This window comes from Pseudomonas hunanensis (genome assembly GCF_013393325.1).
Classification (GTDB): Bacteria; Pseudomonadota; Gammaproteobacteria; order Pseudomonadales; family Pseudomonadaceae; genus Aquipseudomonas; species Aquipseudomonas putida_P.
In genome coordinates this window covers 79,763-92,629 of the sequence record NZ_QJRC01000098.1, presented here as the reverse complement: position 1 = coordinate 92,629, position 12,867 = coordinate 79,763, and the positions used below count along the sequence as shown (strand labels likewise).

10 protein-coding genes are annotated in these 12,867 nt (G+C 62.6%); 7 read left to right on the top strand and 3 right to left on the bottom strand.

Annotated features, from left to right (window positions below; translation table 11 throughout):
• Positions 1 to 78: 78 nt before the first annotated feature.
• From DM807_RS22030 to DM807_RS22020, 3 genes are all read left to right on the top strand, one after another.
• Positions 79 to 792 (top strand): YebC/PmpR family DNA-binding transcriptional regulator, encoded by a 714-nt coding sequence (locus tag DM807_RS22030; protein WP_012272987.1) that lies wholly within the window; start codon positions 79 to 81, stop codon positions 790 to 792.
• Positions 793 to 929: 137 nt separating this feature from the next.
• Positions 930 to 1,874, top strand: coding sequence for a LysR family transcriptional regulator (locus tag DM807_RS22025; protein ID WP_179027928.1), 945 nt, complete (start codon positions 930 to 932; stop codon positions 1,872 to 1,874).
• A gap of 82 nt (positions 1,875 to 1,956) precedes the next feature.
• Complete coding sequence (locus DM807_RS22020; RefSeq protein ID WP_179027927.1) at positions 1,957 to 3,369, top strand: DOPA decarboxylase; 1,413 nt, start codon at positions 1,957 to 1,959, stop codon at positions 3,367 to 3,369.
• A gap of 35 nt (positions 3,370 to 3,404) precedes the next feature.
• Here DM807_RS22020 and DM807_RS22015 read toward each other — a convergent pair whose 3' ends face one another.
• Complete coding sequence (locus DM807_RS22015) at positions 3,405 to 4,778, bottom strand: MFS transporter (protein WP_012272984.1); 1,374 nt, start codon at positions 4,776 to 4,778, stop codon at positions 3,405 to 3,407.
• 288 nt (positions 4,779 to 5,066) lie between these two features.
• Here DM807_RS22015 and quiC point away from each other — a divergent pair, with 288 nt between their 5' ends.
• Positions 5,067 to 6,974: a 3-dehydroshikimate dehydratase QuiC gene (gene quiC, locus DM807_RS22010; RefSeq protein WP_179027926.1), complete on the top strand. Its 1,908-nt coding sequence runs from the start codon at positions 5,067 to 5,069 to the stop codon at positions 6,972 to 6,974.
• A 136-nt stretch (positions 6,975 to 7,110) separates the two neighbouring features.
• On the opposite strand, the gene DM807_RS22005 is transcribed toward quiC, so the two are convergent.
• The gene (locus DM807_RS22005; protein ID WP_060493911.1) at positions 7,111 to 7,779 is read right to left on the bottom strand and encodes a class I SAM-dependent methyltransferase; all 669 of its coding nucleotides are present in this window, start codon (positions 7,777 to 7,779) and stop codon (positions 7,111 to 7,113) included.
• 90 nt (positions 7,780 to 7,869) lie between these two features.
• Here DM807_RS22005 and DM807_RS22000 point away from each other — a divergent pair, with 90 nt between their 5' ends.
• The 3 genes from DM807_RS22000 (at position 7,870) to DM807_RS21990 (ending at position 11,900) form a co-directional block, all read left to right on the top strand.
• Positions 7,870 to 8,382: a sigma-70 family RNA polymerase sigma factor gene (locus DM807_RS22000; RefSeq protein WP_012272981.1), complete on the top strand. Its 513-nt coding sequence runs from the start codon at positions 7,870 to 7,872 to the stop codon at positions 8,380 to 8,382.
• Positions 8,383 to 9,366, top strand: coding sequence for a FecR domain-containing protein (locus DM807_RS21995; RefSeq protein WP_179027925.1), 984 nt, complete (start codon positions 8,383 to 8,385; stop codon positions 9,364 to 9,366).
• 107 nt (positions 9,367 to 9,473) lie between these two features.
• Positions 9,474 to 11,900, top strand: a complete 2,427-nt coding sequence (locus DM807_RS21990; RefSeq protein ID WP_179027924.1) for a TonB-dependent receptor — start codon at positions 9,474 to 9,476, stop codon at positions 11,898 to 11,900.
• Positions 11,901 to 11,933: 33 nt separating this feature from the next.
• Here DM807_RS21990 and DM807_RS21985 read toward each other — a convergent pair whose 3' ends face one another.
• Entirely contained in the window at positions 11,934 to 12,797 is an 864-nt protein-coding gene (locus tag DM807_RS21985) for a sensor domain-containing diguanylate cyclase (RefSeq protein WP_179027923.1), read from the bottom strand.
• Positions 12,798 to 12,867 lie beyond the last annotated feature (70 nt).

The following is a 12,867-nucleotide window of genomic DNA, read 5'->3' as shown; positions in this document are numbered from 1 at the left end:
CATGCCTGAGGGCGTATAAAATGCACCCACTTTTGGCCGGTCGCTTCCTGAACCGGTCGCTGAAACAAGAGAGTCGACATGGGCGCACAGTGGAAAGCCAAACATAGAGAAACAGCAGCCAATGCCAAAGGCAAGATCATGGGCAAGCTGTCCAAGGAAATCCAGATCGCTGCCAAGTCGGGTGCCGATCCCGACATGAACCCGCGCCTGCGCCTGGCCATCGTGCAAGCCAAGAAGGCTTCGATGACCCGCGAGACCCTGGACCGGGCAATTCGCAAGGGTGCTGGCCTGGACGGCGATGCCGTGCAGTACCATGCGGTGAGCTATGAAGGCTTCGCACCGCATCAGGTACCGCTGATCGTCGAGTGCCTGACCGACAACATCAACCGTACCGTCGCGCAAATCCGTGTGCTGTTCCGCAAGGGCCAACTGGGCGCCAGCGGTTCGGTAGCGTGGGACTTCAACCATGTAGGCCTGATCGAAGCCACCCCTGCAAGCGCTGACGCTGATCCGGAAATGGCCGCCATCGAAGCCGGTGCCCAGGACTTCGAGGAAGGTGAAGAAGAGGGCTCGACCCTGTTCATCACCGACACCACCGACCTGGACGCAGTGCAGAAGGCGCTGCCGGAACAGGGCTTCACCGTCACCTCGGCAAAAATCGGCTACACCCCGAAAAACCCGGTAAGCGCAGCCAGCCTGAGTGCTGAAGCGCTGGCTGAGGTTGAAGCGTTCCTCGAGGCGATCGACGAGAACGATGACGTGCAGAACGTGTACGTTGGTCTGACTGACTGATCTGCGTAACGGGCCGCTTTACGGCCCATCGCGACACAAGGCCGCTCCCACACAGGTTATGCATTCCCCTGTGGGGGCGGCCTTGTGTCGCGAAACGAGGGCAAAGCCCTCGCCTGCGGTCTGGAGCCGAACCCTCGATGAACCCCACCTTCGCCTCCCTAAGCCTCGCCCACCTGCGTACCCTCGACCACCTGCTGCAGCTGAAAAACCTCAGCCACGCTGCCGACCGCCTGGGTGTCAGCCAGTCGGCCCTGAGCCGGCAGCTAGCCCACCTGCGCGAAGCCTTCGACGACCCGTTACTGGTGCGCCAAGGCCGCGGCTACGTACTCAGCGAACACGCCGAAGCGCTGGTTGAACCGCTGCGCCAGGTCCTCGAAGAACTTCACGCTCTGCGCCAGCCCGCAGTGTTCGACCCGGCACGCTGCGAGCGGCGCTTCTGCCTGGCGGCCTCTGACTATGTAGCCGAACACATGCTGCCGTTGCTGGTGGCGGCGCTGGAGCGTGAAGCACCAGGCGTATCGCTGGAGTACCGCACTTGGCAGGCTGGCCAGTATGCCTTGCTGGCCAGTGGCGAAATCGACCTGGCTACCACCTTGTTCGACGAGTCGCCACCCAACCTGCATGGGCGCTTGCTGGGTGAAGACCGCGCCGTGTGCCTGATGCGCCACGACCACCCGCTGGCAGCGCATGCTGCACTCAGCCAGGCCGACTACCTGGCGCACAAGCATGTGCGCATTTCCGGCGGTGGCGACAAGGACAGCTTCATCGACCGCTACCTGCGTGCACAGGGGTTGCAGCGACGGGTCAGCCTGGAAGTGCCGTTCTTTTCCGCCACCGTGAAAGTCATTGCCAACAGCCAGGCCGTGGCCACGGTTCCCGAGCACATCGCCCGGCAGTTATGCCGTTTGCATGACCTGGCCTGGCGGCCGCTTGGTTTCATCGACCACAGCCAGCGCTACTGGGTGGTGTGGCACCAAAGGCTGCAGGCTTCGGCCGAGCACCGCTGGTTCCGCAACCGCGTGTTCGAGCTGTGGCGCCAGTCGCAGTTCGGCGTGCAAGGCGGGCATGCGGGTTCGCCATAGCAGGTATGCACAACGTGGGGTTATTCGGTTGGGCACGGGTGCCTAGACTGGGTGGCAGTGGATCACCCAAAGGAGCCCCCACGTGACCCCCGAACAATTCCGCCAATACGGCCACCAACTGATCGACCTGATCGCCGACTATCGCCAAACCGTCGGCGAACGCCCGGTCATGGCCCAGGTCGAACCTGGCTACCTCAAGGCCGCTTTGCCCGCAGCCGCGCCCCAGCAAGGCGAACCCTTCGAGGCCATCCTCGACGACGTCAACCAGCTGGTGATGCCTGGCCTGTCTCATTGGCAGCACCCGGATTTCTACGGTTACTTTCCCTCCAACGGCACCCTGTCCTCGGTACTGGGGGACTTCCTCAGCACCGGCCTGGGTGTGCTGGGCCTGTCATGGCAATCCAGCCCGGCCCTGAGCGAACTGGAAGAAACCACCCTCGACTGGCTGCGCCAACTGCTTGGCTTGTCTGGACAATGGAGCGGGGTCATCCAGGACACCGCTTCGACCAGCACGCTGGTAGCGCTTATCAGCGCCCGTGAACGCGCCACCGATTACGCCTTGGTACGCGGTGGCCTGCAGGCTGAAGCCAAGCCTTTGATCGTGTATGTCAGCGCCCATGCCCACAGCTCGGTGGACAAGGCCGCGCTGCTGGCCGGTTTTGGCCGCGACAACATCCGGCTTATCCCCACTGACGAGCGTTACGCGCTGCGCCCCGAGGCGTTGCAGGCGGCGATCGAGCAAGACCTGGCCGCCGGTAACCAGCCATGCGCCGTAGTTGCCACCACCGGCACCACGACGACCACTGCCCTCGACCCGTTGCGCCCGATCGGCGAAATTGCCCAGGCCCATGGCCTGTGGCTGCATGTAGACTCGGCCATGGCAGGTTCGGCGATGATTCTGCCCGAGTGCCGCTGGATGTGGGACGGCATCGAGTTGGCCGACTCGGTGGTGGTCAATGCCCACAAGTGGCTGGGTGTGGCCTTCGATTGCTCGATCTATTACGTCCGTGACCCGCAGCACCTGATCCGGGTCATGAGCACCAACCCCAGCTACCTGCAGTCGGCGGTGGACGGCGAGGTGAAGAACCTGCGTGACTGGGGGATCCCGTTGGGCCGTCGGTTCCGCGCATTGAAGCTGTGGTTCATGCTGCGCAGCGAGGGCGTTGACGCGTTGCAGGCGCGGCTGCGGCGTGACCTGGACAATGCCCAGTGGTTGGCAGGGCAAGTGGGGGCTACAGCAGAGTGGGAAGTGCTGGCGCCGGTGCAATTGCAGACCTTGTGCATTCGCCATCGGCCGGCGGGGCTGGAAGGGGAAGCGCTGGATGCGCATACCAAGGGTTGGGCCGAGCGGTTGAATGCGTCTGGGGATGCGTATGTGACGCCGGCGACGCTGGATGGGCGGTGGATGGTGCGGGTGTCGGTTGGTGCGTTGCCGACTGAGCGGGGGGATGTCGAGCGGCTCTGGACGCGCTTGCAGGAAGTGGTTGAAGGCTGACAATGCCGGGGCCGCAATGCGGCCCCGGCGGTCTATCAGTGGCTCACTGCCTGAAAGCTGCCTTTACGGCTAGCTTCATACGCTTCCTTCTCCATCGGCTTGGCCGCTGGGTTACCCAGGTCTTCCATCGCCAGGCGGTGGGTTTCCGGGGCAATGTAGGCCGCCAAGGCGCACACGCAGGTGATGAAGAACGCCAGGCTACCGACTACCAGCGGGATATTGTCCGAGCCAGGCGGGGCAACCAGTGCGAACAGCGCCGGCAGCATGGCAGTCAGCATGGTGCCGATGTTCTGCGCGATGGCCATGGCCGAAACGCGGTAGCGGGTGTGGAACAGTTCTGGGTAGAAGCTTGGGAACACCGCGTTGTAACCCTGATACACCATGCCCCACATCACGATCGAGGCGGCGAACGCCATTGGCACGTTCTGGATGCTGATTGCATACAGGTAGACGAAGGCCAGCAGACCAGAGCCCAGGCAGCCGGCGATCATGGTCGGGCGACGGCCGATCTTGTCCGACAAGTTACCCACGAACGGGATCACCAGCACCGCGACGATGTTGCCCACTACCGGGATCCACAGGTACACGCTCTTGTCGAAACCGATGCCATACGCCGGCTGCACCGCGTAGGCGGCACCGAAGATGGTGGCCACGACCGGGATCACGTTCATCAGCGCCATGAACATCACCAGCACCATGTGCTTCCAGCTGTGGCGGAAAGCTTCGCTGATTGGCGACTTGGCAACCTTGTCCTGTTTCTCTTCTTTCACGAACGCCGGGGTTTCGTGCACTTCCTTACGGATGATGAAGCCGGCAATCAGCACGATGGCGCTCATCAGGAACGGAATGCGCCAGCCCCATTCGGTGAAGGCTTCGCTAGGCATGAAGTAAGCCAGTGGCAGGAACACCGCCGCCGCCAGTACTTGGCCCGCTTGCACGCCCTGCAGGGTGAAGCTGGCGTAATAACCTCTTCGGCCGAATGGCGCGTGCTCCATGATCATGGAACTGGCCCCGGAGATTTCCCCGGCCACGGCAAAGCCCTGGATCAGGCGCAGTACCACCAGCAAGGCCGGTGCGAGGTAACCGATGTCGTGGTAGGTAGGCAGCAGGCCTACGGCCATGGTCGACAGGCCCATCAGGAACATGCACAGCAGCAGGACGTTCTTGCGGCCGCGGGTATCACCCCAGTGGCCCAACACGAAGGCGCCGACCGGGCGCGCCAGGTAGCCCACGCCGTACGTGGCCAACGAGGCGATGATGGCCATTTTCGGGTCGGTATTGGGGAAGAAGATCTGCGGGAAAATCAGCGCAGCGGCCTGGGCATAGATGAAAAAGTCGTAGTACTCGAGTGCCGAGCCTATCCATCCACTGGCGGTCGCTTTCTTTGCTTGCGAGCTGGAGTGAGCCATCGTTGTCTCCGTTGTTATTGTTGTTTGCGCAGGTTCCGCCAGAGGTTATGCCAAGGCAGGAGGCAACGGTCGGTGTGCCTGCGTCTGTGGTTCATGTTGACCACGGGCCAGCGGTCTAGCAATTCGCCAAAACGGGTTTTGTGCGATAATCGAACGCAAAACTAACCATTCCGTACAAATGAATTGAAGCGAGGACTTTACCTGCGAATAATCGATCGTGCCATAAACTGTGCCCGTGGTTTCTACCTGACCGGCACCGTAATTTTCTAACAACAAGGAACTCCCGCCATGCAGCGTTCGATCGCTACCGTGTCCTTGAGCGGCACCCTGCCGGAAAAGCTCGAAGCCATCGCCGCCGCCGGTTTTGACGGCGTCGAGATCTTCGAAAACGACTTGCTCTATTACGCTGGCAGCCCGCGCCAGGTGCGTCAGATGTGTGCCGACCTGGGCATTGCCATCACCTTGTTCCAGCCGTTTCGTGATTTTGAAGGTTGCCGCCGCGACCGCCTGCAGAAAAACCTCGACCGCGCCGAGCGCAAGTTCGACCTGATGCAGGAGCTGGGTACCGACTTGGTGCTGGTGTGCAGCAACGTCCAGGCCGATGCCCTGGGTGATGAGCAACTGCTGGTCGACGACTTGCGCCTGTTGGCCGAGCATGCCGGCAAGCGCGGCCTGCGCATTGGTTACGAAGCCCTGGCGTGGGGCCGCCACGTCAACACCTATCAGCAAGTTTGGAACCTGGTGCGCCAGGCTGACCACCCGGCCCTCGGGGTGATCCTTGACAGCTTCCACACCTTGTCGCTGAAGGGCGACCCAAGCGCGATCCGCGACATCCCAGGCGACAAGATCTTCTTCGTGCAAATGGCCGACGCGCCGATCCTGGCCATGGATGTGCTGGAGTGGAGCCGCCATTTCCGCTGCTTCCCAGGGCAGGGCGAAATGGATATGGCCGGCTTCCTCGCGCCGATCCTTGCCACGGGGTACCGTGGGCCGCTGTCGCTGGAAATTTTCAACGACGGCTTCCGCGCCGCGCCGACCCGGCAGAATGCCGCCGACGGTTTGCGTTCACTGCTGTACCTCGAAGAACAGACCCGCTTGCGCTTGGAGCAGGAACACACGCCGATCGAACCTGGCGTGCTGTTCACCCCGCCGGCGGCCAGTGCCTATGATGGGGTGGAGTTCCTCGAGTTCGCGGTCGACGAAGCCGTCGGCGCGCGCCTGAGCAGCTGGCTAAAGCGCCTGGGCTTTGCCGAAGCCGGCAAGCACCGCAGCAAGGACGTTCAACTGTTGCGCCAGGGCGATATCAACATTGTCCTGAACGCCGAACCCTATTCCTTCGGCCACAACTTCTTCGAGGCCCACGGCCCGTCGCTGTGCGCCACCGCGTTGCGGGTCAAGGATCCGCAAGCCGCCTTGAAACGCGCCACCGCCTTCCGTGGCCAGCCGTTCCGTGGCCTGGTCGGCCCCAACGAGTGCGAAGTACCCGCGGTACGTGCACCGGACGGCAGCCTGCTGTACCTGGTGGAGCAGGGCACTGCTGGCCACACCTTGTACGACACCGATTTCAGCCTGGACAAGAGCGCCACTGCCACTGGCGGCCTGCGCCGCATCGACCATATGGCGCTGGCCCTGCCGGCCGAGTCGCTGGACAGCTGGGTGCTGTTCTACAAGAGCCTGTTCGACTTTGCCGCCGACGATGAAGTGGTGCTGCCCGACCCGTATGGCCTGGTCAAGAGCCGCGCCCTGCGCAGCCAGTGCGGCACCCTGCGCCTGCCGCTGAACATCTCGGAAAACCGCAACACGGCTATTGCCCATGCGCTGTCCAGCTACCGGGGGTCGGGTGTACACCACATCGCCTTCGATTGTGATGACATCTTCCGTGAGGTGGCACGGGCCAAGCTGGCCGGGGTTCCGCTGCTGGAAATCCCGCTCAACTACTACGACGACCTCGCGGCGCGCTTCGATTTCGACGACGAGTTCCTCAGCGAGCTGGCGTACTACAACGTGCTGTATGACCGCGACGCCCAGGGCGGCGAGCTGTTCCACGTGTACACCGAACCGTTCGAAGAGCGCTTCTTCTTCGAAATCATCCAGCGCAAGGGGGGCTATGCCGGTTACGGCGCGGCCAACGTCGCGGTGCGCCTGGCGGCCATGGCCAAGGCCCGTAGCGGCGCGGCGCGCAAGCCGGTCCTCTGACCCCAACGTGTAGGAGCGGCCTTGTGTCGCGATGGGCCGCAAAGCGGCCCCAAAAATTGATGCCGCGACACAGAACCTGGGGCCGCTTAGCGGCCCATCGCGACACAAGGCCGCTCCTACACCGACCGTGTATGCATCAGCGGCGCTCAGCCACCAGCAACAACGACTGCGGAACCGCACTCTGCGGGTGCTGTGGCTCCTGCAGGCTGACTAGCCTCAACCCTGCCATGTCCAGCGCATTCAGCCAGCTGGCCAGGGTACGGAAGTACCACGGCATCGGTTGCCAATCCCCCGCAAAACCGGCAAATGATTCTTCCCGCCAGCCATCCTGATAATCCCCACCGGCCACGCTCCATGGGTGCAACGTCTGGATCACCAGTGCGCCGCCCGGCACAAGCAGGTCATTCATTGCCGCCAGCAGCGGGATGATGTCCTGGTGCAGCAGCGCAAAGTTGGCACAAACGAGGTCATAGCCCTTGCCCACGTAAACCTGGCCCTCGGCCAATTGTGCGTAGCTGGCCAGGTGCACCTCGGCGGCGCCCACAGCACGTGCGGCATCCACCAGAGCCCTGTCACCATCGACGCCCACAGCCTCGATTCCACGGTCGTCCAGCGCGCGCAGCAGCCAGCCCTCGCCACAGCCCAGGTCAAGTACCCGTTCGGGCTGACGGCCGAGGATGGCCAGCAGAATGGCCTGGTCAGTGACTTGCCGGCGGCTCTCGATGGCGCCGCTGCGCACGGCATCGATCCAGGCCTGGGCGTTGTGCTGCCAACTGTCGAGCAGGGTGCTTTCAGGGTCAGACATGGTGGTGTCCCGGTAGTTGAACTTGCGTTGTGTTGAAACGCTACCTTAATATTGAAAACAATTCTCACTTGCGCAAACAGAATCGCCCCCATGAGCGACGTGCTACCTGGCTCCGACAATCACCTGCGCAATGTAGAAGCACTCTACAACGGCCACCAAGGCTGGCTGCATGCCAGATTGCGCAGGCGCCTGGGCAACGCGGTGGATGCAGCCGACCTGGTGCAGGATACCTTCGCGCGCATTCTGGCCTCGAAGACCGTGGTGTTTGACGAGCCACGCGCCTACTTGAGCTGTGTCGCAGGCGGCATCCTTGCCAACTGGTGCCAGCGCAAATCGCTGGAGCGTGCCTACCTCAAGGCCCTTGAACACTTGCCGGAACCCGAGGTGCCTTCGCCCGAGGCCCGCTTGCTGATTCTGGAAACCCTGCACGAGATAGATGCCATGCTCGACACCTTGCCGCCGTTGGTCAGGCGCGCGTTTCTGCTATCCCAGCTGGGCGGCATGAAGTACGCAGCCATTGCCGAACAGCTGGGGGTATCGCTCATCACCATCAAGCGTTACATGAAACAGGCGTTTCTCCAGTGCTTGAGGCTGGTCGACTAGATGGTCGATGTCCAGCGTGCCGGCCCGGCGGATACCGAAGTGCTTGAAGAAGCGGCCGAGTGGTTGATGACCCTGAGTGCCGGTGATGTCACCGAGGCGCAACGGGCCGACTGGTTGGCCTGGCGCAGCAGCAGCCCGGCGCGTGCGCAGGCCTGGCAGCGTGCCGAACGGCTGATGGGCAAGCTGGAAGGTCTACCGCCGGCGCTGTCGATGTCGGCACTCGACCGCCCGGCCGACCCCGGCCGTCGGGCGATGATCAGCCGGGTGGCGTTGCTGCTGGCCGTGCTTCCGGCAGGTTGGGCCAGCTGGAGGCTGGCCGACCAACAAGGTTGGGCCGCCGACTATCGCTCGAGCGTAGGCGAATGCCGCCAGCTCACCCTGGCCGATGGTACGCAGGTCTACCTCAATACCGACTCTGCAATCGACATCCGCTTCGATGGCAACGAGCGTTTCATTCAACTGCGCCGCGGTGAAATCCTGGTGCAGACTGCGCCCGACATCGTGGTCCCGGCGCGGCCCCTACGGGTGGGAACACGGGAAGGGCGCATGCAAGCCTTGGGTACTCGCTTCAGTGTGCGAGAGCGGGATGGGCGCACCTGGCTGGCCGTTGTCGAAGGGGCCGTTCGCATCGAACCCGCCGGTGGAGGCGCCAATGCAGGCGCCGTTGTCCAGGCCGGCGAGCGGGTCGATTTCAATGCGCACAGGGTCGGCCGGCCCATGCCGGTCGACCTCACTGCAACGGCCTGGACCCAAGGCATGCTGCTGGCAGACAGCATGCGGCTGGACGAATTTGTGGCCGAGCTGGCGCGCTACCAACGGGGCTTCATTCGCTGCGACCCCCGCATTGCCGGCCTGCGCATTTCGGGGGCCTTTCCGGTCAGCGATACCAGGCGCAGCCTGAGCATGCTGGAGTCGACCTATGCCTTGCAGGTCTCCGCGCACATGAATGGCTACTGGACCCTGCTTTCTCCCGCGCAGCCCTGAAATGCAAGGTACAGCAAAAAAAACGGCTACCCGGGTGATACTTTTTTCAATCTCGGCTGGCAACAGGAATGAACACTTCCATTCCCAGCCAGAAGGACCCGCCTTTCATGCCTGTTGCAAGTCGTCCATTCCGTAAGCGTGCTTTAGCTGTTGCTGTGCGCGGCTCCCTTTTTGGCGCAGTTCTGGTGGCAGGGGTTGGCCAGTTGCTGCCAGCCGTCGCGCAGCCCCTGGACGCGGTGGCCATCCGCACTTACCAGATTGCCCCGGGCCCGCTAGGGCGGGTCTTGTCCAGTTTCGCGCTGGCTTGCGGCGTTGCGCTTTCGTTTGAACCGGCATTGACCGATGGCCTGCACAGCCCCGGGCTTAGCGGCGCCTATTCGGCGCGGGATGGTATCGCCCAGTTGCTTGCCGGCAGCGGCCTTGAGCTGGTGGAGCTGAGTAACGGCAGCTATCAATTGATCCGCCAGCCAAGCAGTGGTGATAGCCTCACGCTGGCCGCTACCACCATCGAAGCCAATGGCATACGCCACGAAACCTTGCCTGAAGCCTACGCCGGGGGGCAGGTTGCGCGGGGTGGGCGGCTAGGCATGCTTGGCAACAAGGACGTGATGGATACGCCTTTCAGCGTTACCAGCTACACCGCAAAAACCCTCGCCGACCTGCAGACGGTTACCGTGGCCGATGCCCTGGAGCGTGACCCTTCTGTGCGTTCTACCGGGCAAGCGGGTGGCATCGTCGATTCGTTCTTCATTCGCGGGTTCCCGGTGGGTGAAGGCAACCTGGGCGAACTGGCGTTCGATGGTGTGTACGGGGTTGCACCCAATTACCGCGTGTTCACCGAATATGCCGAGCGGGTAGAAGTGCTCAAGGGGCCGGGGGCTTTGATGTACGGTATTTCCCCGAACAGCGGCGTTGGCGGCGTGATCAACATCGTGCCCAAACGCGCGCTCGCCGAGGATTTGACGCGTGTCACCGCCAGCTACAGCTCTGACACCCAGGTGGGTGGCCACCTCGACATCAGCCGCCGTTTCGGGGACCAGCGGCAATGGGGCGTGCGTTTCAACGGCAGCCTCGCCCAGGGCGACACGGCTATCGATGACCAGCAGCGTGCCTTGGACATTGGCGCCATCGCCCTGGACTATCAAGGTGAGCGCTTGCGCCTGAACCTAGACTTCATCAGCCAGAAAGAGCGTTGGGATGCCGCCTCGCGGCCCTTCACCGTAGCGCCTGGCTTCGGTGTGCCCTCTGCCGCCAGTGGTCGAACCAACCTGCCGCAGGACTGGGGCTGGTCGAATACCCGCGAACAATCAGCGTTGCTGGGTGGAGAATATGACATCAGTGACTCACTGACGGTGTTTGCACATGCCGGTGGCGGCAGGGCAGATGTGGCGCGGATGTCCGACCAAGTACCGAAAATTCTCAATGCGGCGGGCGACACCAGCAACACCCCCGGTTACTACAAGTTCAACGTCGATCGTTCCACCGCCGATGTGGGGCTGCGTGCGCTGTTTGAAACCGGAGCGGTCAATCATACGGTAACGGCCATGGCTACCCGCTACCAGGATGAGCTGTCACGCGGCATCAACTTCGGCAAGGAGATCGTTTCGAACATCTATCACCCGGTGGATGTGCCCAAGCAATACATCGCTGCGCCGAAGGTGAGCCGGGTGTCTGAGTCCGAGCTGACCGGCGTTGCCCTGACAGACACCTTGTCGGTACTCGACGACCGCGTGCAATTGACGCTGGGGGTGCGCCGGCAGGAAATCGAGTCACGCAACTACACAGCGGGGGTGTTCACCACGCGCTACAACGACAGTGCAATTACCCCCGTCGTAGGCGTGGTGGTCAAGCCGTGGGAAAACGTCGCGCTGTACTACAACTATGTCGAAGGCTTGAGCAAAGGCGATATCGCACCGGACACGGCAACCAATGGCGGTGATGCCTTTGCACCCTACAAGACCAAGCAGCATGAGCTGGGTGTGAAGTACGAACACAACACGTTCATGACCACAGTTTCGGTGTTCCAGATAGAAAAACCTAGCGGTGAGCTTGGCGCCGACCGCCGCTTCTCGGTCGAGGCCCAGCAACGTAACCGCGGTATCGAGCTGAGCATGTTCGGTGAGGTTGCACCGGGCACCCGGTTGCTGGGCGGCGTGACGGTGCTGGACGGCAAGCTGACGGATACGGCAACCCCCGCCAACAAGGGTAACGAAGCGGTCGGCGTGCCGGACGTGCAGGCCAACCTGTGGGCGGAGTGGGATACACCTTGGGCTGAGGGCGTGACGCTGACCGGTGGTGCTATCTATACCGACAGCCAGTACATCGACCAGGCCAATACCCAGGCACTCGATGCCTGGACACGGTTCGACGTCGGGGCGCGCTATGCCACCCGGATCGATGGCCGCCCTACAACATTCCGGGCAACGGTGCAGAACGTGTTCGACCGCGAGTATTGGTCGGGCGTAGCTTCGTACGGCGCGATATCGCCGGGTTACCCGAGGGCGTTGCAGTTGTCGGCCACGGTAGACTTCTGATGCAGGCCCGGTGCCAAAGCGCAGGGGGTATCGTTACCCGGTCGCTGTGTTTTTTCGCTTGACCCGGTACATATCCCCGTCGGCATGGCGCAGCAGCATGTCGGCATCGTGGCCATCTTCAGGGAAGCACGCCACGCCGATGCTGCAGGAGGGCGCGTCGATGCCGGACAACTCCATGCCGAGTGGCTCGGCCATGGCTGCGAGAATACGGGCTACCTGCTCGGCGATGGCCTCTGGCGATGGGCAGTCGGTCAACAGCACGGTGAACTCGTCACCGCCCATGCGCGCCACCGTATCGGTTGCACTTACGCAACCTTCCAGCCGCCGTGCAAGCGTGCACAGCACCCGGTCACCCACGGCATGCCTGTGCACATCGTTGATTTCCTTGAAGTCGTTGATGTCCAGAAACAGCAACGCCAGCGTGTGATCGTGTCGCCGTGCCGTGGCAAGGGCGGTGTCCAGGCGTTCATTGAACATGGCCCGGTTGGCCAGCCGGGTCAGCGGGTCGTGATGGGCGAGGAAGCGCAGTTCATCTTCGGCCTGGCGCAAGGCGGTCACATCCCGCGCCACACCGATACGCGCTTGAGCCTCTTCGGACCAGCTGGCTGCCCACAGGATGTGCACGACGCCGCCGTCCTTGCGTACATAGCGGTTGCGGAAGTCGTAGTGCGCCTGGCCGTTCATCACCCGCACAATAGAGGCGCGCGTGGCTGCAAGGTCGTCAGGGTGCATGTAGTCGGTGATCGGTGTGCCAACCAGTTCGCAGGCTTTGTAGCCCAGCAACACTTCGCAGGCATCGCTGACGAAGACGATCTGGTTGTCCCTGTCGACCACGAACACCGTATCCAGCATCAGGTGGATCAGCCTGGGGTACAAGGCTTGCAGGTCTACGGGCATGGTTCAGGACGTCCGCGGCAAGGGTGACCGATCATAGCGCGAAGAAATGCGTCGCAGCTATGGGAAGTCA